This window comes from Streptococcus sp. S5 (assembly GCF_034134805.1).
Lineage (GTDB): Bacteria > Bacillota > Bacilli > Lactobacillales > Streptococcaceae > Streptococcus > Streptococcus lingualis.
Map to the genome: position 1 here is coordinate 1,061,552 of NZ_CP139419.1, position 24,769 is coordinate 1,086,320.

Here is a 24,769-nt window from a genome sequence, read left to right on the forward strand (position 1 = left end):
CCATAAAGGAGTAGATATGAACCATCGAATCGCCATTTTATCTGATATACACGGAGATACGACAGCCCTGGAGGCAGTGATTGCGGATGCGCGTGCTCTAGGCACAACGGAATACTGGCTTTTAGGAGACATTTTGCTTCCGGGGCCTGGAAGAGAGGACCTTTTTGAGTTGCTGGATGAGATTCCGATTACAGCGGCTGTTCGAGGAAATTGGGATGATTGTGTCCTAGAGGCCTTGGATGGCGAGTACGGGTTAGAGGATCCGCAGGAGATCCAACTTCTTCGCCTCACTCAGTACCTCATGGAAGGACTAGATCCTAAGCGGATCGATTGGTTTCGTTCGCTTCCATTGGTAGAGAAGAAGGAGGTCAATGGTATTCGTTTTTCACTGACCCACAACTTGCCAGAAAAGAATTATGGTGGAGACTTGCGTCCAGCAAATGTGACGGAGAACTTTGACCAATTGCTGGATGACCAGACGGATATGGCGATCTACGGTCATGTTCACAAGCAGTTGCTTCGCTATGGCAGTCAGGGCCAGCAGATTCTTAATCCAGGGACTATTGGCATGCCATATTTCGACTGGGAACCAATTCAAAACCACAGGGCCCAGTATACTCTGATCGATGTCGAAGAAGATGGGGTGACCAACCTGCAATTCCGGAAGGTAGCCTATGACTATGAAGCAGAGCTCCAAGATGCCAAGGACAAGGGCCTTCCCTTTATTGAGATGTACGAAGAATTGAGACACGAGGATAACTATCGAGGCCATAACATCGAGCTCCTAACTAGCTTAATTGAGAAATACGGTTATGGCAAAGAAGTAGCTACCTATTTCAATCTTTCCAATGAATCATAGATAGATCTCTTGTGTATTCAACTTATAAAAAAGAAGCGGATCTTCAAAATGTCCGCTTCTTTTTTCACAATCTTAGGCTGTAAAACCCTGCAAGCTCTTTCATTTTGTGTTAAAATAGAGGTAACAGAAATAGAAAAGGAAGAAGCTTATGAAATTTCTAGAGCTCAATAAAAAACGCCATGCGATCAAGCATTTCACTGATCAACCGGTCGATCCAAAGGATGTACGGACTGCCATTGAGATCGCCACCTTGGCCCCTAGCGCCCACAATAGCCAGCCTTGGAAATTTGTGGTCGTTCGTCAAAAAAATGCTGAATTGGCAAAATTAGCCTATGGTGCAAACTATGACCAAGTCATGGAAGCACCTGTGACCATCGCCCTCTTTACAGATACTGATTTGCAAAAACGGGCTCGCAAGATTGCGCGTGTCGGTGGAGTGAAAAACTTCACAGACGAGCAGTTGCAATACTTTATGCAAAATCTTCCTGCTGAATTTGCGCGCTATGATGCCCAACAAACAAGTGATTACTTGGCTTTGAATGCCGGTCTTGTGGCCATGAACTTGGTACTTGCTTTGACGGACCAAGGCATTGGAACCAATATTATCTTGGGATTTGATAAATCAAAAATCAATGAAGTATTGGACATCGAAGAGCGTTTCCGTCCGGAAGTCTTGATTACGGTTGGTTATGCGGCTGAAAAAGTAGAGCCAAGCTATCGCTTACCAGTGGACGAAATCATTGACAAACGCTAAGCCAATTAGCAATAAGAAGATTGAGGAGGAATTCATGACAACAGTTGACTTTAAAGCAGAAGTAGAAAAACGTCGCGATGAGATGATGGCTGACCTATACAGCCTCTTGGAAATCAATTCTGAACGCGATGACAGCAAGGCAGATGCAGAGCATCCTTTTGGACCTGGTCCTGTAAAAGCTATTGAAAAATTCTTGGAAATTGCCAAACGTGATGGCTATGAAACCAAGAATGTCGACAATTATGCCGGTCACTTTACTTTTGGTGAAGGAGAAGAAGAGCTTGGGATCTTTGCCCATATGGACGTCGTGCCTGCAGGTAGTGGCTGGAAGACAGATCCATATAAACCAGAAATTATCGATGGCAAGCTCTATGCGCGTGGTTCGTCTGATGATAAAGGGCCTACAATGGCCTGCTACTATGGTTTGAAGATCATTAAAGACCTAGGACTCCCTGTTTCTAAGCGCGTGCGCTTTGTTGTCGGTACGGATGAAGAATCAGGATGGGGCGACATGGATTACTATTTCAAACATGTCGGACTTCCTGAGCCAGATTTTGGCTTCTCACCAGATGCGGAATTCCCAATCATCAATGGGGAAAAAGGAAACATCACTGAGTACCTTCATTTTGGAAATGACAACACAGGAAGTGCCCATCTTCATAGCTTTACAGGTGGCCTTCGTGAAAACATGGTACCAGAGTCAGCGACTGCAGTCGTTTCTGGACAACTACCAGATCTTGCTGGCCTCTTAGATGCCTTTGCTAAGGAACACCAGCTTCAGTATGAAATCTCAACTGTTGATGAAGAAACCTATACCGTTACGATTGTTGGGAAATCTGCTCACGGATCAACCCCTGAAGATGGAATTAATGGTGCGACCTACTTGGCTCTCTTGTTGAACCAATTTGATTTTGGTGGTGCTGCTAAGGCTTACCTTCATGTGACAGCTTCACTTCTTCACGAAGATTTTGCCGGTGAAAAATTAGGAATTGCCCATACAGATGCGAAAATGGGACCATTGAGCATGAATGCAGGTGTCTTCCATTTTGATGAAAGCCAAGCAGACAACACTATTGCCCTCAATATCCGTTACCCTCAAGGTACAGATCCTGAAACCATCAAATCCACCCTTGAAAAGATCGAAGGAGTGGCTACAGTAAGCTTGTCAGCCCACGGTCACACACCTCACTATGTTCCGATGGATGATGAATTGGTATCCACCCTCTTGCGTGTTTACGAAAAACAAACTGGCCTCAAAGGACATGAACAAGTGATCGGTGGTGGTACCTTTGGTCGCCTCTTGAAACGTGGGGTTGCCTTTGGAGCTATGTTCCCAGACTATGTCAATACTATGCACCAAGCTAATGAGTTCGCAGATGTTGAAGACCTCTATCGTGCAGCAGCTATTTACGCAGAAGCCATCTATGAACTAATCAAATAATCCACTACTCGGCCAGTTTTTCTGGCTGAGTTTTTCCATAGAAGGAGGACTTATGTCAACGATTGAAAGCATTAAACAAGCCATTATGGCAGATCCTCAAAATAAAGAATATACGGATAAAGGAATCGAGCCACTCTTTGCAGCTCCAAAGACAGCTCGCATCAATATCATCGGACAAGCTCCAGGGATGAAGACGGAAGAAGCTGGTATTTACTGGAAGGATAAGAGTGGTGACCGCCTGCGCGAATGGTTAGGAGTTGACGAAGACACCTTTTATAATTCTGGTTTGTTTGCGGTCATTCCTATGGACTTTTATTTCCCAGGGCATGGAAAATCTGGTGACCTTCCACCTCGCAAAGGCTTTGCGGAAAAGTGGCACCCTCAACTCCTCAAGGAGTGTCCGGATATTGAATTGACCCTCTTAATTGGACAATATGCCCAAGCATACTACCTTCATGAAAAGGTTAGTGGCAAGGTAACCGAACGGGTTCACCATTTTAAAGATTATTTGCCAACCTATTTTCCACTCGTTCACCCTTCCCCTCGCAATCAAATCTGGATGGCTAAAAATCCTTGGTTTGAGGCAGAAGTGGTCCCAGAATTGCAAACCTTAGTCCAAGAGATCATTCAAAAATAAAGGAGAGCGAAGATGGATCCTTATCAACAAGTTAAAGAAAAATTAGATGAGTTGGGAATTTCATTTGATGTGGTGGAACACCCACCTGCATTCACGACGGAGCAAGCGGATTCTTATATTGAAGGCTTAGAAGGTGTCCGGACCAAGACCATGTTTTTGACCAACAAGAAGAAAACCCAATACTATTTGCTCATCATGGATGACCAGAAGCCATTGGATATGGATGATTTCAAAGAGCAAGTGGAAGCCAACCGGATCCGCATGGCTTCAGCAGATTCTTTAGCTGAAAAAATGCAATTACCGCCAGGAACGGTTTCTCCATTTGGTTTATTGAACAATGAAGAAAAAGATATTCGAGTCTATTTCGATAAAGACATTGTGTCAGAGGAGATCATGACCTTTCATCCCAATACCAACGAAAAAACGATCTTTATTAAAACCCAAGACTTGTTCCGATTTTTAGAGGCTATTGGCTTTCATTATGAAATTCTAACCCTTCCATAACAAAGGAGAAATCATGAAAGAAATTCCATTTTCAAGCTTTTACCAAGCTTATCAACAAGGAGATTTACACGTTCTTGATGTACGCGAGCAGGAGGAATATGATGCCCTTCACTTAGATGGGGTTCGTCTTCTTCCCTTATCTGAGTTAGCAAATCGCTACCAGGAATTAGAGAAGGATCATCCCTATTATGTCATCTGCAAGTCAGGGCGACGCTCAGCACGTGCTTGCCAATTTTTGGAAGAGCAAGGCTATGATGTGACCAACGTCCAAGGCGGCATGGATGCATTTGAATCCTAAGAAACGACCTCTGAAAAGAGGTCGTTTTCTTTACTAATTTCTAAAAATGAGTAGAATTTGTATGTTTTTCAAAAGATATTACAGGGATTTCCCAGTCTTTCATTGAAAATGGTTCAGAAATTTTGTATAATACCCTAGTATAAACAATAGTTAAGGAGATTCATTATGTCAAAACAAGATTGGCTGGATTATTTCGAAGCCGTAAATGGTCGTTCTGCTAGTGCAGAAGAAATTGCTCAAGCACTGGCTGCAGGAGAATTTCAAGAAGAAGTAGTGGTTCCAGAAACCCCACAAACCCCAGAATTTGTTGCAGCGCCAACTGCCCCTGTTGAAGAACCAGTAGCAGCTCCACAAGACCCAGAATTTGTTACAGCGCCAACTGCCCCTGTGGAAGAACCAGTTGCTGCTCCACAAGCCCCAGAGTTTGTTGCAGCGCCAGCAGCTCCTCAAGCCCCAGAGTTTGTCGCAGCACCAACTGCCCCAACAGAAGAACCAGTCGCAGCTCCACAAGCTCCAGAGTTTGTCGCAGCGCCAGCTGCTCCTGCAGAAGAACCAGTTGCAGCTCCAGTTCAAGAACCGGCCCCTCAAGCAGCTCCAGCGAATGGACCTGCTTTCCAACAAGCTCCACAACAAACCTACCAACAACCTACACAAGCAGCTTATCAACAGGCTCCTTACCAAGGTCAACCAGGACAACCTTATCCTGGCCAACCAAGTCAATTTGGTGTAGCCGTTGGTGGTTACTGGAATTGGTTCCTTTCAGCTTTGAAACGTCCAACAGCTGTAGAAAATCCAAAAGCTCTTAACGGAATTTTACAGTATGTCTTAACTGCCTTTGTCTTGACCTTGGGCACTTTCTTCACAGCTAGTGGATTTACAGGTGGTTATGGAATGGATTTCCGTGCCTTTATGTTGACATTGATTTCCCTATTCTTTAGCCTTTACGCCTTCCAAGTAGCTGGATTCTTTGTTCGTCGTGTGGTTCTTCAAGATAAGGAATACAGTTACGGTCGTTCATTTGAAGAGTTTGGACGTTTGTCTGTTTACACTTTGCCACTTGCCCTTCTTGCTTTCTTAGTAGGTCTTGTAAAAGTTTATGAATTTTATGGCTTTGTAAACTTCCTTATTTTCTTCTTGTTCTTTGTTGGAACATGCTATGTCGTTCATCAAGGATTGAACAAGACAAGCTTTAAAGCAGATAAATTCTTGCTTCTAGTAGCATCATCTGTTGTCTTGCTTCTCATTGCCATCTTTGTCATTTATGTGAATGCTCGTATTTTAGAACAAGTAGCCGTAGGATTTATTCCTAGTGCTCCAAATTTCTCTAACTTTGGATTCTAACAATATCACAAAACGGAAGGTGGGGGAACCCACTTTCCCTATTTTATAATGAGGGAGAAGAGATCCATGCAAAAGAAATGGGTTGAATTATTTGAAAAAGTGATTGGTCGCAAACCGTCACCAGAAGAGTTTATGGCTGGGAAAGCCTGTGGATTTGATTTAAAACAAATTCAGTCTATCGCAGGCAATGCTCCAGAAGAAGTAGCTCCTGTAGAGGAACCGGTGCTTGAACCAGTTGAAGAAGTGAAGAATGTCGATCCTCTTCTAGCAGCTCGTCAGGCTTGGTTGCAACATTTTGAAGAAACCTATGGGCGCAAGCCAAGTGCAGAAGAATTTACCGCGGCTAAAAGTCAAAACTTTGAGTTTTTTGTAGGACCTGTGCCTGAAGCAGAATTTGTAACCCCAGATGCAACTGAAGAAACACAGGAATATGTCCCTCAACAGCAAACTCAAGAGTATACGGCTCCACTTGCCGCTGAGCAAACGCAGGTCTTTGCTGGTCCAAATGTTACAGAAGCAGGCCCAGCTCAGAAAAAACAAAAGGCCCCTAAAACGAAGGGTGAAAAGAAACTTTCCAAGAAGAAAATTGGGATTATTTCTGCTATTGCAGTCCTTGTGATCGCTTTGGTAGCAGCCTTCTTTTACTTCCAGTCAACAACGCGTGTCGAAGTGACTGCAGATAAATTTATTAAGGCAGTGGACACCAAGGATTATCGCGAAGCAGCAGATCTGCTTTCAACCGATAACGATAAATGGACAAAGGATGAAGCCGAAAGCTTTATTACCAGCATGGAAGATCAAGGGATTGATATCGGTACAGAGTTGAACAAGATCATCGATAATGGTGGAGAAGGCAGCTATACGGATAAATCTGGAAACAAGATCTTTGGTTTGGAAAAGGCGGACAAGAAATTTGGAATCTTCCAAGAATATCGTGTGGCTAGCTATCCAGTGCAAGTGAAGGTCAAGACTAATTTGGATCAAGCCAAACTTAAAGTGGCTGCCAATAAAACGGTGACCTTGAAGAAAGATGCAGTGACAGACCTTGGTTCTTTCCATTACAATACAAAAGAAATGGAATTGACTGCTAAAACAGAGGTCGGAAATGTTACTTCTAAGATCCATCTCAATCCTAAAAAAGCAACCAAGAATAACTTAGAATTGCAGTTGAATTCTGAAAAACGCAATTTAGAAGTTGAGTTTCCAGATGAAGTTGAAAACCCAACAGATGTGAAGGTTGTGGTTAACGGCAAAGAAGTCGGAACCAGCACGACCTTTGAGGTAGATAGCATCCCTTATCAAGAAATTGAAGTGCATGCTGTCTTCAACATGAATGGGGAAACCTATACAACTGAGAAGGCTAAGGTGACGATTGAAGAGGGTGAGAACGATCCGATCGAACTTAAACTAGCCAAAGATACCCTAAAACGCATCAAGAGTGCACAAGATGCTAAGAAAGAGCAAGCAGCCAAAGAAGAACAAAATCGGACCTTGGCAGAAGAGTTCTTGAAAGAGTACCGCGACGCAGTCTTTAGCTCCGTTTCAAACCGAAACAACACCTACTCTAAATACTATGACACACAAAGTCAAGCGTACAAGGACATGGTTGAATTCACAACTGGTGATGGTGTTCGAAAGGCTAAAATTGACTACTATACTCCAGGAGCATTGGACATTCAAAGTGTCACTGAAGAAAATGGTGTGGTGACGATCAAGACTTATGAAGACTTTACCGTGCATTATACCGATAGCCATCCAGATTCACAAAACCGCAAGTACAAGACCTACACTTTGAAAAAAGTAGGTGCAAGTTATGTGATTACGGATATTGTCGTAACAAAAGAATCATAGGAGATTCCTCATGAAAGCAAGATTTTCCAAATTAACTTTGGTGACAGTTGCCTTGTTAACCTTGACAGCTTGCTCCCAATCTCAATCCACTAGTTCTAAATCTTCTGCAAGAGAAGAAACTAAACAAACGCAGACTAAGTCTTCCAAAGGAACGTCTTCTGCAAAGGATACGTCAAAAGAAACTGGCAAAGAAGAGTCGTCAAAAGCTGGTAAGTCAGATGTGAAAGTGGATTCTGGTGTCAGCTATAATGGTTCCTACTATAGTGTCAAAGGGAAATATGGTGAGGTCATGATCGCCAACAAACATTATCCCTTGTCGCCTGACTTTAACCCAGGTGAAGATCCTGAAGCTGTTTCAGCCCTTCATGAATTGATCGCAGCCATGCAGGCAGAAGGTTATCCGATCAGTGACCAATATAGTGGTTTTCGTAGCTACGATACCCAAGTTGGCCTCTATCAAAACTATGTCAATCAAGATGGTCAGGAGGCAGCAGATCGTTATTCCGCAAGACCGGGTTATAGTGAACACCAAACTGGTTTGACCTTTGATTTGATCGATACCAGTGGTAATTTGGTAACTGAACCTGGACCAAGTAAGTGGTTGCTCAAGAACGCCGCTAAATATGGCTTTGTGGTTCGCTACCAAGAAGGAAAAGAAAAAGTGACAGGCTACATGCCAGAGAGCTGGCATCTCCGCTATATCGGAAAAGAAGCACAAGATATCGCTGACTCAGGTTTGAGTCTGGAAGAATACTATGGCTTCACCGGTGGCGATTACGTTGATAAATAAAAAAGGTTGGGATTGACATCCCAACCTCAGATTGAAGACAAAGTCATATAAAAAACTTTCCTTAGGTGAGTACGGACGTCAGCGAACTTCTACGAAGTTCCATGACTAAATTAAGATACAAAGGGCGTCTGCGGATAAAGTCAAAATAGGAAGTTTGACGCAGAATCTTTTGATTCTAGGAGAACTTATCTTTTTGACACAATCCGCAGCCCGTGTTCAATTTGTATTGAGCCTCTTCGCTCTTTAATTTCTGGGCTCAGGCTAAAACAGTTTCCCAAACTGTTTTACTCTCAATAATTCCGAGTGCCTGAATCGTTATTGTTTCAGGCACTTTACTCACAGCGGAAAGTCTTGGTATTTTCTTGATTCATCTAAAAAATTGAACTCAATTTTATTTCTTATCAGAATCGCTTAATTTATTTTACTTTAAAATAGTTTGTCTACATTTTAAGGTTGGGATAGATATCCCAACCTTTTTATTGTATGTTTTTTAGAAACTCATCCAGCTCTTTTTGATTCTTGAGAGAGAGAAATTTGTCTGGATAGTTTTGGCCGATAGTCTGATAGCGTGTGACCTGTCTAGCTTGGCGACCGTCCCAAAGGATCCAACGGATGAATTCCCAGTCAAAGCGTTCGGGGCAACCTGCCGCCATACTCTCACGGACGCGTCCCTTATAACGGCGGTATCGTTTCCAGGCTCTAAAGAGGCAGTTCCAACGAGAGAAGTTGAGAAAGATAATCTGGTCGGCTTGCTCCATTCTTTCCTCATAGCAGCACCAAGAGTAATTGCCATCAATGACCCAGTCTCTATGATCGCTGAGAAACTGTCTCATCTCTTTCTCCATCCAATCCCGGTCACTGTCTATCCAGCCCGGTTGAAATTGAAGGGTGTCCATATGGAGCTTGGGAATGGAGTAGTAGCGAGCTAAGTTTTCAGCCAAGGTAGATTTTCCAGATCCAGAATAGCCGATAATAACAATTTTCATAAGCACCTCTCAAAAAATTAGGCACAAAAAAAGCTCCGGAGAGCTTGATTTTTATGCTGTTCTTGATTAACCAAGTTTCGCTGCAAGACGTGCTTTATCACGGCTAGCTTTGTTCTTGTGGATCAAACCTTTAGTTTCTGCTTTATCGATAGCTGAGCTAGCAGCGCGGTAAAGTTCTTCAGATGGGTTTGCTTCAAAAGCTTTGATTGCAGTACGCATAGCTGATTTTTGAGCTGAGTTTTTTTCGTTTTGTTTAACGTTCAATTCAGCGCGTTTGATAGCTGATTTAATGTTTGCCAAGTTATTCACCTCCATTGATAATCTAACTATCTCATTATATATGAAAAGTTAAGATTTGACAAGCCTAAAATAGCTTTTCCTTAAAAAAGTACCGTTAACAGGCCATTTTCTCTAGCGTTTGAGATAAATTTCGTCGATTTCATGGTTGGTTGCTTTATGGAGAATCAGATCAGCTCGGTTTCTGGTTGGTTGAATGTAATGTTGTAAGTTAACTAAATTAATGGATTCCCAGACCTGATGGGCCATGCTTAAAACTTCTTCTAGGGGTTGCTCTGTAAATCGATAGTAGTAGTTATTGGGATCATTTTGAGCTAATTCAAGAAGTTTTTGGAAGCGATCGATATACCAAGATTCGATATCGTCGACCGCGGCATCCACATAGATTGAAAAATCAAAGAAATCGGTCATATAGAGACTGTCATTTTGCGGATTTTGAAAGACATTGATTCCTTCGACAATGACAAAATCAGCTGGTAAAATCGTTTGCTTCTCATCTGGGACAATATCGTATATTTCGTGGGAATAGACAGGGATTTCTACGCTCTTGTTGTTTTTGATTTGATTAAGAAAATCAAGGAGCAATTCCATATCATAGCTTTCTGGAAATCCTTTTCGATTGAGGATCTCTTGTTCTTTTAAGATAGCATTTGGATAGAGGAAGCCATCTGTTGTCACCAATTCTACTGTCGAGCCTTCGAAGGTTCGCGACAGCAGGATTTGAAGTAAACGGCTAGTGGTAGATTTTCCAACCGCAACGCTCCCTGAAACCCCAATGATAAAGGGTTGGCGTTCACTCGTTTTTTGAAGAAAAATACCTTTTGAGAAGGCCAAATCTTCTTTGGAACGCTTGTAGATTCCAATCAGGTTTGTCAAAGGCAGGTAGACGTCACGTACATCCTGGAGGTTGATGCGGTCGTTAAAACTTTTAATAGAATTGAGCTCTGTTTGAGAGAGAGGTGGGGTGGTTTTGCGGTGCAAATTTTGCCAAGTTTCCCTATTAATTTTTTCAAAATGTAGAAATTCTTTGTCCATATGTCACTCCTATTGTAGTCTTTAGTATACCAATTTTTAGAGGTCATGTAAACGATTTAAAAAAGGAGTGAATTATGATAAAATAACCTTATGAGTAAAATGTATTTCGATGTAAACCCAGATGCAGCCCATGATATTCATGATCTGGCTGTTGTTTTATTGGGGCAAAAGATGAATTTTTATACGGACGCCGGCGTCTTTAGTAAAAAAATGATTGATTATGGAAGCCAGGTGCTCTTATCAACTTTGGATTTTCAAGAAGGGGAAAGTGTCCTTGATGTTGGCTGTGGCTATGGTCCAATTGGCCTTTCTCTAGCTAAAGCCCAGGGAGTTGCAGTGACTATGGTCGATGTCAATGAGCGGGCGCTGGACTTGGCTCAGAAAAATGCCAGCCGAAACGGCGTGGAAGCTCAGATCTTTTCTTCAGATGTCTATGAAGCAGTAGAAGGGGTCTTTGACCATGTGATCAGCAATCCGCCAATCCGAGCTGGTAAGAAAGTCGTTCACCAAGTGATCACTGGTAGTTTTGAACATTTGAAACCAAGTGGAGATTTGACCATTGTCATTCAAAAAAAACAAGGAGCTCCCAGCGCTAAGGCCAAGATGGAAGAGACGTTTGGCAATTGTGAGACCGTAAAAAAAGACAAAGGATATTATATTTTAAGAAGTGAGAAAGAATCATGAGAGCAGTAGATATCATTCAGAAAAAAAGAGATGGTCTTGCCTTAAACAAGGAAGAAATTGAATGGCTGATTGAGGGCTATGTGGCTGGAACGGTTCCAGATTACCAAATGTCCGCTTTTGCTATGGCCGTTTATTTTAAAGGGATGACGACGGAAGAAATTTCTCATATGACCATGAAGATGGTCCGAACAGGGCAACAGTTTGATCTGTCAGCTATTCCAGGAATCAAGGTAGACAAACATTCGACTGGTGGTGTGGGAGACAAGGTGACCTTGGTCTTGGTGCCTTTGGTTGCGAGTTTCGGAGTGCCGGTTGCCAAAATGAGTGGTCGTGGCTTAGGCCACACAGGTGGGACCATCGATAAGTTGGAATCCATTAAAGGCTTTCAGATTGAACGGACTCAAGAGGAATTTATCCAGCAGGTGCAGGAGATCGGCTTATCGGTCATTGGTCAATCCGACCAACTCGTAAAAGCAGACAAACTCTTGTATGCTCTGCGTGATGTAACGGCGACAGTGGATACCATTCCTTTGATTGCTAGCTCCGTCATGAGTAAGAAAATTGCTGCTGGTGCGGATGCCATTCTTTTGGACGTGACAGTGGGCGAGGGTGCCTTCATGAAGAATATTGAGGATGCTCGTCGCTTAGCACGTACCATGGTGGATCTTGGAAATGCAGTGGGTCGGAAAACCATCGCTGTTATTACAGATATGAGCCAACCATTGGGAACCAGTATTGGCAATCGTTTAGAGATTTTGGAAGCCCTGGATATTCTGAAAGGACAGGGGCGTGCTGATGTCACAGAGTTTATTTGTGAATTAGCGCAAATCATGTTGAAATTGGCCAATGTAGATCAATCGATTGAAGCCATCCATGAACACTTGAAAAATGGTCAGGCTTTAGCGAAGTTTGAAGAAATGGTTGTGGCTCAAGGTGGAGACTTAGAAGATTTGCATCGTCCCGTTAAAGTGGATCAGGTCCTTGAAGTAACAGCGGACCAAGATGGCGTCATTGCTGCTTTACCTGCCATGGAGTTTGGTTTGTTTGCTATGCGCCTGGGTGCTGGTCGTGCTGTCAAATCAGATCCCCTCGATTATGAAACAGGGATTGTGTTTGACAAAAAAGTGGGAGAGCACGTCAAAAAAGGGGAACGCATTGCCCGCATTTTCATGAATGAAAAAAATTCACAAGAAAGAGTTACAGAATTCAAAAAAAATGTTAAAATACTAGAAAGGGCTGAAAGCGTTAAAGAAATTATTGAAATAATATCTTAAGCAGCTCAGGAGATTGTATGAAGTTAAATAAATATATCGATCACACTCTTTTAAAACCAGATGCGCAACAAGAACAGATCGAAAAGCTAATCGAAGAAGCTAAGGCTTATGATTTTGCGAGTGTCTGTGTGAACCCGACATGGGTGAATTTTGCGACTGAGGGCTTGCGCGATTCAGACGTTAAAGTTTGTACCGTCATTGGTTTTCCTTTAGGAGCAAATACACCATTTGTCAAAGCGTGTGAAACAAAAAATGCTATTCAAAACGGTGCCGATGAGATTGACATGGTCATTAATATTGGGGCTCTTAAGTCTAAGAATTTAGCACTAGTTGAAGAAGATATCCAAGCTGTAGTCGAAGCGAGCGGTGATAAGCTGGTCAAAGTCATCATTGAGACTTGTCTCTTAACAGATGATGAAAAGATCGTTGCTTGTCAAATCGCTAAGTTAGCTGGCGCAGACTTTGTGAAGACTTCAACTGGCTTCTCAACTGGAGGAGCAACGGTTGAAGATGTGGCCTTAATGCGTCAAACTGTTGGACCCGACATGGGTGTTAAAGCTTCTGGTGGTGCTCGCTCTTATGAAGATGCTCTTGCTTTTATCGAAGCAGGTGCGACCCGTATCGGGACTTCTTCTGGTGTAGCCATCATGGAAGGAAGGGTGGCTCATGGCGACTACTGAGTTGATCAACTTAGCAGTTGAAGTGAGTAAACAAGCCTATGTGCCTTACTCTCATTTCCCAATTGGAGCTGTACTGCTAACGAAGGATGGCGAAATCTATACAGGTGTCAATATCGAAAATGCCAGTTTTGGTTTAACCAACTGTGGAGAACGGACAGCCATTTTTAAAGCTGTTTCTGAAGGAGCTCGTGAGTTTCAAGAGCTCATTATCTACGGGCAAACAGAAAAGCCCATCTCTCCATGTGGTGCTTGTCGCCAGGTCATGGCTGAATTTTTTGAGCCAGACCTTCCTGTAACCTTAGTATCTAAAGATAAATCGACGGTCGTGATGACGGTCAAGGAATTACTTCCATATTCCTTTACAGACCTGACTTAATAGTTCTGTGAGGCGGTCTTTTGACCCTTTCAATACTTCGCAACAATGTTGCACAATAATTTAGGAGGTTCAGTAATGAACAAGAAACAATGGCTAGGCCTTGGTCTAGTAACTGTCGCTGCTATCGGACTTGCAGCATGTGGAAATCGTGCGTCTAAAAAAGATAGCGCAAACTCAGAATCAAAAACTGATTTGAAAGCTGCTATCGTTACCGATACTGGTGGTGTGGATGACAAATCATTCAACCAATCTGCTTGGGAAGGTTTGCAAGCTTGGGGGAAAGAAAACGGTCTTTCTAAAGGGAACGGATTTGACTACTTCCAATCAACAGATGAATCTCAATATGCGACAAACCTTGATGAAGCTGTTTCTAACGACTACAAATTGATCTTTGGTGTTGGTTTTGCCTTGCGTGATGCAGTAGAAAAAGCGGCTTCTGACAACGAAGAAACAAACTTTGTTATCATTGACGACCGTATTGAAGGTAAAAAGAACGTAGCATCTGCTGTCTTTGCCGACAACGAAGCTGGTTACCTTGCTGGTATCGCTGCTGCGAAAACTACAAAAACTAAACAAGTTGGTTTTGTAGGTGGTATGGAAAGTGAAGTTATCACTCGTTTCCGCGCTGGATTTGAAGCTGGTGTTAAATCTGTTGACCCATCTATCAAAGTTCAAGTAGACTACGCTGGTTCATTCGGTGACGCTGCTAAAGGTAAAACAATTGCTGCTGCACAATACGCTGCAGGTGCTGACGTTATCTATCAAGTAGCTGGTGGTACTGGAGCAGGTGTCTTCTCTGAAGCAAAAGACTTGAACGAGAAGAAAAATGAAGACGAAAAAGTTTGGGTTCTTGGTGTGGACCGTGACCAAAAAGCTGAAGGTGAATACACTTCTAAAGATGGTAAAAAATCTAACTTTGTCTTGGCTTCAAGCTTGAAGAAAGTCGGAGAATCTGTAAAAGACTTGGCTAAGAAAGCTGCTGACGGTAAATTCCCTGGCGGTAAAGTGATTACTTATAGCTTGAAAGATGGTGGAGTTGATTTGACAACTGACAACCTTTCTGCAGATGCTAAAAAAGCTGTCGAAGATGCCAAAGCTAAAATCCTTGATGGATCTCTTAAAGTTCCTGAAAAATAATATTTGATTGGGCGGCCCTCCCTTTAAGGGCCGTTTCTTTTAAAGTGAGACATTTTTGTCTCAATAAAATCTGTTAGTTCTCTAGCAGATTTTATTGAAATAAAAAATTTTGAAAGGAAAACACCCACATGACACATGAATATGTCATCGAAATGCGTGAGATTACCAAAAAATTTGGTGACTTTGTAGCAAATGATAAGATTAATCTTCAGTTGCGCAAAGGTGAAATCCATGCACTTCTTGGAGAAAATGGTGCAGGGAAATCTACCCTGATGAATATGCTGGCTGGTTTGTTGGAACCAACAAGCGGAGACATTGTGGTAAATGGAAATACTGTTAACCTAGACTCACCTTCAAAAGCAGCTTCTTTAGGAATTGGAATGGTGCACCAACACTTTATGTTGGTTGAAGCCTTCACTGTTGTTGAAAATATCATCCTTGGTTCTGAAACCACTAAACATGGTGTTTTGGACCTTAAAAAAGCCAGCCAAGATATCCTTGATTTGTCTAAAAAATATGGCTTGGCAGTAGATCCACATGCTAAAGTTGAGGATATTTCCGTTGGTGCGCAGCAACGTGTGGAAATCTTAAAGACGCTTTATCGTGGAGCCGACATCCTGATCTTCGATGAACCAACTGCAGTGTTGACACCAGCTGAAATCGAAGAATTGATGACAATCATGAAGAACTTGGCGAATGAAGGAAAATCCATTATCTTGATTACGCACAAGTTGGATGAAATCCGTGCTGTTTCAGACCGCGTAACGGTTATTCGCCGTGGGAAATCTATTGAGACAGTAGAGATTGGTGGAGCTACTAACCAAGACTTGGCCGAAATGATGGTCGGCCGTTCTGTTTCCTTTAAGACTGAAAAAGGTCCTTCTCAACCGAAAGAAGTGGTCTTGTCGATCGAAAACTTGGTTGTAAACGAAAACCGTGGTGTCCCAGCTGTTAAGAATTTGTCACTGGAACTTCGTGCTGGTGAAGTCGTTGGGATCGCAGGGATTGATGGAAATGGTCAGTCTGAGTTGATCCAAGCCATTACAGGTCTACGGAAGGTAAAATCGGGTTCAATTAAGATTAAAGGCAAGGATGTTGTAGGACTACGTCCACGTCAAATCACAGAAATGAAGGTAGGGCACGTCCCTGAAGACCGTCACCGGGATGGTTTGGTCCTTGATATGATGATCTCTGAAAACATGGCTCTTCAAACTTACTACAAAGAACCTCTTAGCAAGAATGGTATTTTAAATTATCCAAATATTACCTCTTATGCCAAGAAGTTGATGGAAGAGTTTGACGTTCGTGCAGCCAGTGAAGTGGTACCTGCTAAGGCTCTCTCAGGAGGGAACCAGCAAAAAGCCATTATCGCTCGCGAAATCGATCGCGATCCAGATCTCTTAATCGTCAGCCAGCCGACTCGTGGATTGGACGTTGGAGCGATCGAATATATCCACAAACGTTTGATTCAAGAACGGGATAATGGAAAAGCCGTTCTGGTTGTCAGCTTTGAATTAGATGAAATTTTGAATGTTTCTGACCGTATTGCAGTTATTCATGATGGGAAGATCCAAGGGATCGTAACCCCTGAAACAACGAATAAGCAAGAACTTGGAATCCTCATGGCAGGAGGACAAGTAAAGGAGGGAGCATCAAATGAATAAGAATTTAAAACAAATTGCTGTTCCATTGGTGTCTGTCCTTTTAGGACTGGTCTTAGGTGCCATTATTATGTGGGCCTTCAGCTATGATGCCCTTTGGGGATATGAATTGCTGTTTAAGAAAGCCTTTGGTTCGATTAAGAGTTGGGGTAATATTTCCCGTGCTATGGGGCCACTGATTTTAGTTGCTCTTGGATTTTCGGTAGCTAGCCGGGCCGGCTTCTTTAACGTTGGACTTCCTGGTCAGGCTTTTGCAGGATGGATCATGGCGACTTGGTTTGCCCTTTCCTTCCCAAATATGCCTCGCTTACTGATGATTCCGATGACCGTTTTGATTGCGGCTATCGCAGGTGGATTTATTGGAGCGATTCCTGGTTTCCTTCGTGCCTATCTCGGAACCAGTGAGGTCATTATCACCATTATGATGAACTACATTGTTCTCTATGGTGGGAATGCCTTGATTCATAGCTTCCCAGCTTCCTTGATGAAAAATAAGGACTCAACCATTGATGTGGGAGCTAACGCTGTCTACCAAACGGAGTGGTTGCGTAATTTGACAGACAAATCACAAATGAACATCGGGATCTTTTTTGCCATCATCGCAGTGGTGGTCATCTGGTTCTTGATGAAGAAAACAACACTTGGTTTTGAAATCCGTGCCGTTGGTCTCAATGCGAATGCGGCAGAATATGCTGGGATGTCTGCAAAACGGACCATTATCCTTTCTATGATCATTTCTGGTGCTCTTGCTGGTATCGGTGGGGTAGCAGAAGGTCTAGGTATTTACTCAAATGTCTACGTTCAAACCAGCTCAATGAGTGTTGGATTTAACGGAATGGCCGTTGCCCTTCTTGCGATGAATTCACCAATTGGTATTCCATTTGCTGCCTTCTTGTTTGGAGCACTTCAAATTGGGGGAGTTGGTATGAAGCCAGCTGCCATCCCTGAAGAAGTCGTTCAAATTGTGACAGCATCCATTATCTTCTTCGTATGTGCTCACTACATTATTGAAAAGATGATCTCGATGCGTTCAGCTAAAAAAGGAGGAGCAAACTAATGAGTATTGTAACGATTTTAAGTATTCTTGTTTCCTCTATGATTGTGTATGCGGCGCCGCTGATCTTCACAAGTATCGGAGGAGCATACTCAGAACACGCTGGGGTTGTTAACGTTGGTCTAGAAGGAATCATGGTTATGGGAGCCTTCTCAGGTATTATCTTTAACTTGACTTTTGAACCTGAGTTAGGAAGTTTGACACCATGGTTGTCCTTGATCGTTGCTGCAGGGATTGGAGTACTCTTCTCCTTGATTCACGCGGTGGCAACCATTCATTTCCGTGCTGACCATATCGTCTCAGGTACAGTATTGAACTTGATGGCACCTCCATTGGCAGTCTTCCTTGTTAAAGCGATGTATAACAAGGGACAAACTGATAATATCAAAGTTGCCTTCGGGAAAACGTCAATTCCAGTCTTATCTAAAATTCCGGTCATTGGGGATATTTTCTTCAACAATGCCAGCATCATCGGCTGGGTTGCGATTCTCTTTTCATTCTTTGCTTGGTTTATCATGTTCAAGACAAAATTTGGATTGCGTCTTCGTTCAGTTGGGGAACACCCACAAGCAGCAGATACATTGGGAATCAATGTTTATAAAATGCGCTACTTAGGAGTGATGATCTCAGGTGCCCTAGCTGGTATTGGAGGAGCCATATACGCTCAATCTATTTCCGTTAACTTTGCGGTGACTACTATTGTTGGTCCTGGGTTCATTGCCCTCGCAGCTATGATTTTCGGGAAATGGAACCCAATCGGGGCCATGCTGGCTAGTCTCTTCTTTGGAGCTTCGCAAAGTTTGGCTGTTATCGGGAATCAATTGCCTTTGCTTAAAGGTATCCCATCCATCTACTTGCAAATTGCGCCTTACGTCTTGACCATGGTTGTCTTGGCAGCCTTCTTCGGACAAGCAGTCGCACCAAAAGCAGATGGTGTTAACTACATTAAATCTAAATAATGCACAAAGAGAGGTTGGGACAAAAGTCCTAGCCTCTCAATTGTTTTTGGATTGTCGAGTAAGACGCAGTGGTTGAGTGGGCTCTACTACGCTGATTTCATCAGCTTTTACAGCCCTACTCAACTGTGCGGAGGTGGGACGACGAAATCGAATTCTAACGAATTACCGATTTCTGTCCCACGCTCTCTTTTGCTTTGTAAAGGCCCCTCTTAGTCGCAATTTCTTTAGATTTAGGGTACAATAAGAATACAACTTTTCATGTATCGGAGGAGCAGATGTTTAAGTGGATAAGACGCCTGATTGGCATGGTGATCGTTTTATTTATTTTATTAGTGATCCTGTTGGTTCCTGGATCAATTCCTGAAGGGGAGCAGCTGAGAAATGTGCAGGCAGGGAGTTCTTTGATTGAGCTGGCTAAAAATGCAGTTTCAAACGCTTCTGTGAGCACCGAAGGGCTCTCAACTGAGCTAAGTCTCAATTCTGTGCAATTGAGTCAGGTCGTAAAAGCAAGTGCTGGATCCGCCCTTGACAATTCTGACTATCAAAAGATGGCACTAGGAATGGATGGCAATGACCTTCACGTCAAAGTTCCTGTATCATTAGGGCCAGTTGATAGCTATCTAGATTTAACCATGACTGGTCAAGTCGAAAACAATGTCATGAATTTGACCGTGACCGGTGCTAAATTAGGGAAAATGCCCATTCCAAAATTCTTGGTTCTCAACTATTTGAAGGATCAATCCAATCAAAATGGAGGCGGCTTTACAGTGAATGGTGATCAAATCACCCTTGAGATCCCTCAAGCAGGCTATAGTATCTCAAAAGCGAGAGTGGAAAATGGCAATGCTAAGGTAACTGTTAGTATATCCTTGTTTTAAGTCTTTGTAATTGGAGTTGTCATGCTTGTCTTTGAATTTTGTGCAGAGAATTTAACTTATATTGATAAGGCGATTGCTGCTGGGGCAGGTCGCATTGAACTGTGCGACAACCTGGCAGTAGGCGGGACCACACCGAGTATAGGTGTGGTCAATGAAGCAATCAAACTGACAAGAGCGAAGTCTGTGGATCTATGTGTGATCATTCGGCCCCGTGGTGGAGATTTTGTCTACACTGATCTGGAAGTCGAAGCTATGCTGACGGATATTCGTGCTGCGAAAGAAATAGGGGTTACTTGTTTTGTTCTGGGTGCGCTGTCGAGCGATCGAAAGTTGGACCAGAAGGTCATGCAGCTTTTACTAGCAGCCTGTGGAGAGGCAGAGGTGGTCTTTCATATGGCCTTTGATGAGTTAGCTCATACAGATCAGCTAGAAGCGATTGAGTGGCTTTCTGATCAGGGTGTGGCCCGCATTTTAACACGAGGTGGAAATCCAGGTGCCACACTCGAGCAACGTTTTGCCCACTATCATCGTTTATTAGCTGCGGCTAAGGGAAAGATTCAGATCCTGCCAGGTGGGGGTGTGACCCTTGACAATCGTCAGCTCTTTTTGGAGCAATTGGGTGTTTGTCAACTGCATGGCACGCGCATCGTGTTTTAAAGAAGAAACGCTCACTGCTTGAAGTAGTTTTGAAGATCCGTTATCAAGGTTGGGGACGTTGTTTCCAGCCTCTTCTAGTGCAAAAATGAATAAGGGAGAGAAAATGTTTTTAGAGCATTATTTTGACCGATACACCTTTCAGCCAGAAAAGGGATTGGCTTATGGATTTGAAAAGAGTGGGACAGGCTATGAGTACCAGTGCCCAGTCTTATCGGACTCTTTTCTCTTAAAGGTCCGTGTCTGCGACCAGAAGATATCTTTTCAGGTCTATGATCAGGATACAGGGGACGAGTATATCCAGATCCATCAGGAACAGCTACAAGGAAATTTCGTTGGCCAAGTCAGAGAAGCTTGTCAGGAAAGTCTTGCAAGGATTCGCCAAGCTTGTTTTGAGGTAGAGAAATTTCTCTATCCTCAAGCCAAGCGTCTCATGGCCTATATCTCTCTGTACTATCAGGGAACGATTGAGTATTTGTGGGAGAGATCTCCAGAATCTGGTGCCATTCGCCACCGAGACACCCTCAAGTGGTATGGTGTCTTTATGACCATTGATTGGAAAAAACTAGATGCTGGCAAGTCTGGGAAAATAGAAGTTTTGAATGTTAAGTCTGATCAAGTAGCCCGTTTCATCCAGCAGAAGGGGATTTATCCAGCTTTTCATATGAATAAAAAATATTGGGTGAGTATCCCCTTAGATGGAACAATTGCTGATGAGGAGTTGTTTGCTCTAGTGGATAGTAGTTGGCAACTCACAAAAAAGGGGAAATAAGATGAATCTGTTGAGGAAATTATCTTGGTTTTTTAATTTAGAGAAGAAGCGATACTTGATCGGGATAGGGGCCTTGATCTTGGTTAGCTTTTTAAATCTCATTCCTCCAAGAATCATGGGCCTTGTGATCGATTTGATCGATAAAAGAAAGCTGACACTGGGGCAGTTAGTTATGGATATTGCCCTTTTGGTCCTCGCAGCTCTAGCCATGTATGGCCTTCGTTTTGTCTGGAGACGCTATATTTTTGGAACGGCTAATAAGTTGGCTCGAATCTTGCGTTACCGTTTGTTTCAGCAATTTACGCTCATGTCTCCGTCTTTTTATCAGCGTTATCGGACAGGGAATCTCATGGCCCATGCTACTAATGATATCAATGCGGTAACCATGTTTGCTGGTGGCGGCGTTATGTCTGCAGTGGATGCTTCCGTGACGGCCTTGGTGACTCTAGTCAGCATGTTTTTCATGATTGATTGGCGCTTAACCCTCTTGGCTATTTTGCCCCTACCGGTTATGGTGGTAGTGACTTCCGCCATTGGACGCAAAAATCACAAAGCCTTCAAAGAGGCCCAAGAAGGATTTTCAGAGCTGAACAACTTTGTTCAGGAATCAGTATCAGGAGTCAAGGTGACCAAATCCTTTGGCTTTCAGGCAGATGAGATTCAAGCTTTTGAAAAAACCAATCAAATGGTCTTTCGAAAAAATATGACTTCCGCCGGTTACAATGCTTTGTTTGATCCGACCACTCTTCTTTTTGTAGGTCTCTCCTATGTTTTGACGCTCTACTTCGGGGGGCTATTTGTTCAGGAAGGGAGCCTGACGGTTGGACAAATTGTAACCTTTATTACCTATCTCAATATGCTCGTCTGGCCCCTTCAAGCCATGGGCTTCTTGTTTAATATTAGTCAGCGGGCTAGCGTCTCCTATGATCGGATTGAGACACTTTTAGCAGAAACACCGGATATCCAAGATCCGAGTCAACCAGTCAGAGAAATCCAAAACGGCGATCTGGAATATGACATTGAAGAATTCGCCTATGAGAAAGAGCCTGTCCTTGAAAAGGTTGCCTTTCATTTAGAAAAAGGGCAAACCCTTGGAATTGTAGGACCAACTGGATCTGGAAAGACCACCTTGTTGCGTCTCTTGCTTAGAGAGCATGACTTGGAGCAGGGAGATATCTTTCTAAATGGAATCTCCATCAAAGATTATCGTTTGCAAGATCTGCGTAGTTTGATTGGCTATGTTCCTCAAGATCAGATTCTCTTTGCTATGACTATTCGCGAGAATGTAGCTTTTTCGGATCCGCAGATTAAGGAAGAAGAGTTGATAAAAGCGCTAAGAACCTGTGGGGTCTATGAGGATGTCTTGGCTATGCCAGACCAGATGGAGACTGTGCTTGGAGAGAGAGGGGTCTCTCTTTCTGGCGGGCAAAAGCAACGGATTGCCATGAGTCGTGCTTTGGTCATGAATCCTGAGATCTTGCTTCTGGATGATTCCCTCTCTGCAGTAGATGCGAAGACGGAGCACCAGATCATCGAAAATATGAAGCAGGAACGCAAGGGGAAAACAACCATGATCACAGCCCATCGCTTATCCGCTATCGTTCATGCGGATTTGATTCTGGTAATGGAGAATGGTCAAATCAAGGAGCGTGGAAATCACGAGGAATTAATGGCTCAAAAAGGTTGGTACTATGAAACCTACCAAGCCCAACAATTATCAGAAGAAATGGAGGGAAAGCTGAATGAAAACATCTGAAGCTCGTGTGATGAAGCGGCTCTTGGCTTATATGTGGCGCTATAAATGGCTCACGGCTTTGGCCTTAGTCTTTACCCTTTTGACCAGCCTTTTATTGACAGCGATCCCTCTAGCGGCACGCTGGTATATTGACCACCTAGTGGATCCAAAAGAAGCAGGTTCACCGGTCATGACAGCTTTTCAGTTTCTCATTCTTTACTATGGGTTATTCATTGGGCGCGTGCTGGTGACCTACCTGAGCCAATTAACCTTTGCGCGTGTATCCAATTCCATCGTAAGAGATATCCGACTAGATATTTTCCAAAATCTGCAAAGGCTGGGCCTGTCCTTTTATGACCAGACAGCAGCAGGTTCGATTGTCTCCCGTGTGACCAATGATACACAGGCCGTCGCAGATATGTTCTCCACTGTCTTTTCAAGTCTGGTTTCATCCTTTTTACTTTTTGTAGTGACCCTAGTGACCATGTTTAGCCTGGATTGGCATTTAACTATTTGGATTCTGCCTTTTCTTCCCATCATTTGGTTTTCCATTCGACTCTATCGCAAGTTATCCAACAGCCTGGTCAAAATGACGCGTCAGAAATTATCAGATATCAATGTGAAATTATCTGAATCCATCGAAGGCATGCGAATCGTGCAGGCCTTTCGCCAAGAAAAGCGTTTGACCGATGAGTTTGAACGGATTAATGGGGAACATTTGGACTATGCCAACCGTTCTGTCGATGTCAATTCCCTCTTTTTGAGACCAGCTATGACACTTTTACAGGTCCTAGCCTATGCGGTCATTCTGACCTTTTTCGGCCTAAATTGGCAGTCTTCTGGTTTTACAGCAGGTCTTATTTATGCCTTTATCCAGTACGTTAGCCAGCTTTTCCAACCTTTGATTGATGTTACCCAAAATTTTGCAACCTTGCAAACCTCTACCATCTCTGCAGGGCGTGTCTTTGAGATGATGGATCGATCTGACTATGAGCCCAAGCAAGCGGATAGTCTGAAAGAAATTGAGTGGGGAGATATACGCTTTGATCATGTATCATTTTCTTACGATGGCAAACGAGTTGTCCTAAAAGATATCTCCTTTGAGGTTAAAAGCGGACAAACCATCGCCTTTGTCGGTCATACTGGTTCTGGTAAATCTTCCATTATCAATCTCTTTATGCGATTTTATGAGTTTGATCGCGGACGGATCTTGATTGATGGAAAGGATATCAAGGCCTACAGTCAGGAAGCCTTGCGCAAGTCTATCGGTCTAGTGCTGCAGGAACCTTTTCTCTATCATGGAACCATTGCTTCCAATATCCGGATGTACCATGAGGAACTGACAGAGGCTGAAATCCAACAAGCCGCCGAATTTGTGGATGTGGACGAATTTATCGAGAGTCTACCTGGTGGCTATAATCATCCGGTAACCGAGCGGGGTTCTACCCTATCGACTGGTCAGCGACAGCTTCTGGCTTTTGCTCGAACCATTGCTGCTCAACCTAAGATTCTCATTTTGGATGAGGCCACGGCTAATATTGACCAAGAGACAGAAGAAATGATCCAAAACTCTCTGAAGAAGATGCGCCAAGGGCGGACAACCATTGCTATTGCCCATCGTCTTTCTACTATCCAAGATGCCGATTGCATCTATGTTCTCGATAAGGGAAAAATCATCGAATCAGGCAACCACGATCAGCTCATTACTCTAGGAGGAACGTATAAGAAAATGTATGACCTCCAGGCCGGTATGATGAAATAAGGACAAACAAGGTCTAAATGCAAATTTAACCTTGTTTTTCTTGCTTGAAAGCTGTAAAATAAAGAAAAGAACAGAAAAAGGAAGCAACAATCATGTCAAACGATCTCATCCTAATGGGAGTTGTTATTGTCTTATTTGGACTTTATTTCACCCTTCAAGTAGAGCTTACTAAAGTTAGAAATCAATTCACCCACTATCTTCTAAAACCAGGTAGCATCTCCAAGGAACAAAGAGAGAAGTACCTCAAAGAACCAGAGATGGAAGCGATTCGCTTAATTCGCATCGACTATCGGATTGGCCTTCAAAATGCCAAACTTGTCTATGAGCACTTAAAGAAATAAGAAGACCCT

26 protein-coding genes are annotated in these 24,769 nt (G+C 43.1%); 23 read left to right on the forward strand and 3 right to left on the reverse strand.

Going from position 1 to position 24,769, the window contains the following annotated elements; genetic code table 11:
• Window positions 1–16 precede the first annotated feature (16 nt).
• From SM123_RS04980 to ldcB, 9 genes are all read left to right on the forward strand, one after another.
• The gene (locus SM123_RS04980) at window positions 17–859 is read left to right on the forward strand and encodes a metallophosphoesterase family protein (RefSeq protein WP_320909120.1); all 843 of its coding nucleotides are present in this window, start codon (window positions 17–19) and stop codon (window positions 857–859) included.
• A gap of 148 nt (window positions 860–1,007) precedes the next feature.
• Window positions 1,008–1,613 carry a nitroreductase family protein gene (locus SM123_RS04985; protein ID WP_003001591.1) on the forward strand — a complete coding sequence of 202 codons (606 nt, stop codon included), beginning with the start codon at window positions 1,008–1,010 and terminating at the stop codon, window positions 1,611–1,613.
• A gap of 34 nt (window positions 1,614–1,647) precedes the next feature.
• Window positions 1,648–3,054, forward strand: coding sequence for a dipeptidase PepV (pepV, locus tag SM123_RS04990; RefSeq protein WP_320909121.1), 1,407 nt, complete (start codon window positions 1,648–1,650; stop codon window positions 3,052–3,054).
• 52 nt (window positions 3,055–3,106) lie between these two features.
• The gene (locus tag SM123_RS04995; protein WP_254726799.1) at window positions 3,107–3,691 is read left to right on the forward strand and encodes a uracil-DNA glycosylase family protein; all 585 of its coding nucleotides are present in this window, start codon (window positions 3,107–3,109) and stop codon (window positions 3,689–3,691) included.
• 12 nt (window positions 3,692–3,703) lie between these two features.
• Window positions 3,704–4,195: a prolyl-tRNA synthetase associated domain-containing protein gene (locus tag SM123_RS05000; protein ID WP_003001656.1), complete on the forward strand. Its 492-nt coding sequence runs from the start codon at window positions 3,704–3,706 to the stop codon at window positions 4,193–4,195.
• Between the two features lie 13 nt (window positions 4,196–4,208).
• Window positions 4,209–4,493: a rhodanese-like domain-containing protein gene (locus SM123_RS05005; RefSeq protein WP_201087731.1), complete on the forward strand. Its 285-nt coding sequence runs from the start codon at window positions 4,209–4,211 to the stop codon at window positions 4,491–4,493.
• Window positions 4,494–4,658: 165 nt separating this feature from the next.
• Window positions 4,659–5,834, forward strand: coding sequence for a DUF6574 domain-containing protein (locus SM123_RS05010; RefSeq protein WP_320909122.1), 1,176 nt, complete (start codon window positions 4,659–4,661; stop codon window positions 5,832–5,834).
• 66 nt (window positions 5,835–5,900) lie between these two features.
• On the forward strand, window positions 5,901–7,685 hold the full coding sequence (locus tag SM123_RS05015; RefSeq protein ID WP_320909123.1) for a TcaA second domain-containing protein: 1,785 nt from the start codon (window positions 5,901–5,903) through the stop codon (window positions 7,683–7,685).
• 10 nt (window positions 7,686–7,695) lie between these two features.
• Window positions 7,696–8,475: an LD-carboxypeptidase LdcB/DacB gene (gene ldcB / locus SM123_RS05020; RefSeq protein WP_151191205.1), complete on the forward strand. Its 780-nt coding sequence runs from the start codon at window positions 7,696–7,698 to the stop codon at window positions 8,473–8,475.
• A 476-nt stretch (window positions 8,476–8,951) separates the two neighbouring features.
• Here ldcB and SM123_RS05025 read toward each other — a convergent pair whose 3' ends face one another.
• From SM123_RS05025 to coaA, 3 genes are all read right to left on the reverse strand, one after another.
• Window positions 8,952–9,461 carry a DNA topology modulation protein gene (locus SM123_RS05025; protein ID WP_151191204.1) on the reverse strand — a complete coding sequence of 170 codons (510 nt, stop codon included), beginning with the start codon at window positions 9,459–9,461 and terminating at the stop codon, window positions 8,952–8,954.
• 66 nt (window positions 9,462–9,527) lie between these two features.
• On the reverse strand, window positions 9,528–9,776 hold the full coding sequence (rpsT, locus tag SM123_RS05030; RefSeq protein ID WP_003007640.1) for a 30S ribosomal protein S20: 249 nt from the start codon (window positions 9,774–9,776) through the stop codon (window positions 9,528–9,530).
• Window positions 9,777–9,872: 96 nt separating this feature from the next.
• Window positions 9,873–10,793: a type I pantothenate kinase gene (gene coaA, locus SM123_RS05035; RefSeq protein ID WP_118228093.1), complete on the reverse strand. Its 921-nt coding sequence runs from the start codon at window positions 10,791–10,793 to the stop codon at window positions 9,873–9,875.
• A 90-nt stretch (window positions 10,794–10,883) separates the two neighbouring features.
• On the opposite strand from coaA, the gene SM123_RS05040 reads away from it, so the two are divergent.
• The 14 genes from SM123_RS05040 to SM123_RS05105 all read left to right on the forward strand — a co-directional run bounded on the left by SM123_RS05040 (window position 10,884) and on the right by SM123_RS05105 (window position 24,760).
• Window positions 10,884–11,477 (forward strand): class I SAM-dependent methyltransferase, encoded by a 594-nt coding sequence (locus SM123_RS05040; protein WP_118095266.1) that lies wholly within the window; start codon window positions 10,884–10,886, stop codon window positions 11,475–11,477.
• The gene (locus SM123_RS05045; protein ID WP_320909124.1) at window positions 11,474–12,751 is read left to right on the forward strand and encodes a pyrimidine-nucleoside phosphorylase; all 1,278 of its coding nucleotides are present in this window, start codon (window positions 11,474–11,476) and stop codon (window positions 12,749–12,751) included. The genes SM123_RS05040 and SM123_RS05045 overlap by 4 nt, the downstream gene beginning before the upstream one ends.
• A 17-nt stretch (window positions 12,752–12,768) precedes the next feature.
• Complete coding sequence (gene deoC, locus SM123_RS05050) at window positions 12,769–13,431, forward strand: deoxyribose-phosphate aldolase (protein ID WP_320909125.1); 663 nt, start codon at window positions 12,769–12,771, stop codon at window positions 13,429–13,431.
• Window positions 13,418–13,807 carry a cytidine deaminase gene (locus SM123_RS05055; RefSeq protein WP_227038338.1) on the forward strand — a complete coding sequence of 130 codons (390 nt, stop codon included), beginning with the start codon at window positions 13,418–13,420 and terminating at the stop codon, window positions 13,805–13,807. The genes deoC and SM123_RS05055 overlap by 14 nt, the downstream gene beginning before the upstream one ends.
• A gap of 75 nt (window positions 13,808–13,882) precedes the next feature.
• Entirely contained in the window at window positions 13,883–14,944 is a 1,062-nt protein-coding gene (locus tag SM123_RS05060) for a BMP family lipoprotein (RefSeq protein ID WP_003001669.1), read from the forward strand.
• A gap of 128 nt (window positions 14,945–15,072) precedes the next feature.
• Entirely contained in the window at window positions 15,073–16,608 is a 1,536-nt protein-coding gene (locus SM123_RS05065; RefSeq protein ID WP_118095264.1) for an ABC transporter ATP-binding protein, read from the forward strand.
• Window positions 16,601–17,662 (forward strand): ABC transporter permease, encoded by a 1,062-nt coding sequence (locus tag SM123_RS05070; protein ID WP_003007621.1) that lies wholly within the window; start codon window positions 16,601–16,603, stop codon window positions 17,660–17,662. Before SM123_RS05065 ends, SM123_RS05070 begins: the two co-directional genes overlap by 8 nt.
• Complete coding sequence (locus SM123_RS05075) at window positions 17,662–18,618, forward strand: ABC transporter permease (protein WP_003007618.1); 957 nt, start codon at window positions 17,662–17,664, stop codon at window positions 18,616–18,618. Before SM123_RS05070 ends, SM123_RS05075 begins: the two co-directional genes overlap by 1 nt.
• Window positions 18,619–18,893: 275 nt before the next feature.
• The gene (locus SM123_RS05080; RefSeq protein ID WP_195189585.1) at window positions 18,894–19,496 is read left to right on the forward strand and encodes a hypothetical protein; all 603 of its coding nucleotides are present in this window, start codon (window positions 18,894–18,896) and stop codon (window positions 19,494–19,496) included.
• 21 nt (window positions 19,497–19,517) lie between these two features.
• Window positions 19,518–20,153: a copper homeostasis protein CutC gene (locus tag SM123_RS05085; protein WP_320909126.1), complete on the forward strand. Its 636-nt coding sequence runs from the start codon at window positions 19,518–19,520 to the stop codon at window positions 20,151–20,153.
• A gap of 103 nt (window positions 20,154–20,256) precedes the next feature.
• Complete coding sequence (locus SM123_RS05090; RefSeq protein ID WP_155124838.1) at window positions 20,257–20,922, forward strand: MmcQ/YjbR family DNA-binding protein; 666 nt, start codon at window positions 20,257–20,259, stop codon at window positions 20,920–20,922.
• 1 nt (window position 20,923) lies between these two features.
• Window positions 20,924–22,678, forward strand: a complete 1,755-nt coding sequence (locus SM123_RS05095; protein WP_320909127.1) for an ABC transporter ATP-binding protein — start codon at window positions 20,924–20,926, stop codon at window positions 22,676–22,678.
• The gene (locus tag SM123_RS05100) at window positions 22,665–24,419 is read left to right on the forward strand and encodes an ABC transporter ATP-binding protein (protein WP_320909128.1); all 1,755 of its coding nucleotides are present in this window, start codon (window positions 22,665–22,667) and stop codon (window positions 24,417–24,419) included. The genes SM123_RS05095 and SM123_RS05100 overlap by 14 nt, the downstream gene beginning before the upstream one ends.
• A 92-nt stretch (window positions 24,420–24,511) precedes the next feature.
• Window positions 24,512–24,760, forward strand: a complete 249-nt coding sequence (locus tag SM123_RS05105; protein ID WP_320909129.1) for a hypothetical protein — start codon at window positions 24,512–24,514, stop codon at window positions 24,758–24,760.
• The last annotated feature ends 9 nt before the right edge of the window (window positions 24,761–24,769 follow it).

What these genes read in the sequence shown, in the direction of transcription:
- SM123_RS04980 (WP_320909120.1), top strand. Translation starts at nt 17, where the DNA reads ATGAACCATCGAATCGCCATTTTATCTGATATACACGGAGATACGACA.
- SM123_RS04985 (WP_003001591.1), top strand. Translation starts at nt 1,008, where the DNA reads ATGAAATTTCTAGAGCTCAATAAAAAACGCCATGCGATCAAGCATTTC.
- pepV (WP_320909121.1), top strand. Translation starts at nt 1,648, where the DNA reads ATGACAACAGTTGACTTTAAAGCAGAAGTAGAAAAACGTCGCGATGAG.
- SM123_RS04995 (WP_254726799.1), top strand. Translation starts at nt 3,107, where the DNA reads ATGTCAACGATTGAAAGCATTAAACAAGCCATTATGGCAGATCCTCAA.
- SM123_RS05000 (WP_003001656.1), top strand. Translation starts at nt 3,704, where the DNA reads ATGGATCCTTATCAACAAGTTAAAGAAAAATTAGATGAGTTGGGAATT.
- SM123_RS05005 (WP_201087731.1), top strand. Translation starts at nt 4,209, where the DNA reads ATGAAAGAAATTCCATTTTCAAGCTTTTACCAAGCTTATCAACAAGGA.
- SM123_RS05010 (WP_320909122.1), top strand. Translation starts at nt 4,659, where the DNA reads ATGTCAAAACAAGATTGGCTGGATTATTTCGAAGCCGTAAATGGTCGT.
- SM123_RS05015 (WP_320909123.1), top strand. Translation starts at nt 5,901, where the DNA reads ATGCAAAAGAAATGGGTTGAATTATTTGAAAAAGTGATTGGTCGCAAA.
- ldcB (WP_151191205.1), top strand. Translation starts at nt 7,696, where the DNA reads ATGAAAGCAAGATTTTCCAAATTAACTTTGGTGACAGTTGCCTTGTTA.
- SM123_RS05025 (WP_151191204.1), bottom strand. Translation starts at nt 9,461, where the DNA reads ATGAAAATTGTTATTATCGGCTATTCTGGATCTGGAAAATCTACCTTG.
- rpsT (WP_003007640.1), bottom strand. Translation starts at nt 9,776, where the DNA reads ATGGAGGTGAATAACTTGGCAAACATTAAATCAGCTATCAAACGCGCT.
- coaA (WP_118228093.1), bottom strand. Translation starts at nt 10,793, where the DNA reads ATGGACAAAGAATTTCTACATTTTGAAAAAATTAATAGGGAAACTTGG.
- SM123_RS05040 (WP_118095266.1), top strand. Translation starts at nt 10,884, where the DNA reads ATGAGTAAAATGTATTTCGATGTAAACCCAGATGCAGCCCATGATATT.
- SM123_RS05045 (WP_320909124.1), top strand. Translation starts at nt 11,474, where the DNA reads ATGAGAGCAGTAGATATCATTCAGAAAAAAAGAGATGGTCTTGCCTTA.
- deoC (WP_320909125.1), top strand. Translation starts at nt 12,769, where the DNA reads ATGAAGTTAAATAAATATATCGATCACACTCTTTTAAAACCAGATGCG.
- SM123_RS05055 (WP_227038338.1), top strand. Translation starts at nt 13,418, where the DNA reads ATGGCGACTACTGAGTTGATCAACTTAGCAGTTGAAGTGAGTAAACAA.
- SM123_RS05060 (WP_003001669.1), top strand. Translation starts at nt 13,883, where the DNA reads ATGAACAAGAAACAATGGCTAGGCCTTGGTCTAGTAACTGTCGCTGCT.
- SM123_RS05065 (WP_118095264.1), top strand. Translation starts at nt 15,073, where the DNA reads ATGACACATGAATATGTCATCGAAATGCGTGAGATTACCAAAAAATTT.
- SM123_RS05070 (WP_003007621.1), top strand. Translation starts at nt 16,601, where the DNA reads ATGAATAAGAATTTAAAACAAATTGCTGTTCCATTGGTGTCTGTCCTT.
- SM123_RS05075 (WP_003007618.1), top strand. Translation starts at nt 17,662, where the DNA reads ATGAGTATTGTAACGATTTTAAGTATTCTTGTTTCCTCTATGATTGTG.
- SM123_RS05080 (WP_195189585.1), top strand. Translation starts at nt 18,894, where the DNA reads ATGTTTAAGTGGATAAGACGCCTGATTGGCATGGTGATCGTTTTATTT.
- SM123_RS05085 (WP_320909126.1), top strand. Translation starts at nt 19,518, where the DNA reads ATGCTTGTCTTTGAATTTTGTGCAGAGAATTTAACTTATATTGATAAG.
- SM123_RS05090 (WP_155124838.1), top strand. Translation starts at nt 20,257, where the DNA reads ATGTTTTTAGAGCATTATTTTGACCGATACACCTTTCAGCCAGAAAAG.
- SM123_RS05095 (WP_320909127.1), top strand. Translation starts at nt 20,924, where the DNA reads ATGAATCTGTTGAGGAAATTATCTTGGTTTTTTAATTTAGAGAAGAAG.
- SM123_RS05100 (WP_320909128.1), top strand. Translation starts at nt 22,665, where the DNA reads ATGAAAACATCTGAAGCTCGTGTGATGAAGCGGCTCTTGGCTTATATG.
- SM123_RS05105 (WP_320909129.1), top strand. Translation starts at nt 24,512, where the DNA reads ATGTCAAACGATCTCATCCTAATGGGAGTTGTTATTGTCTTATTTGGA.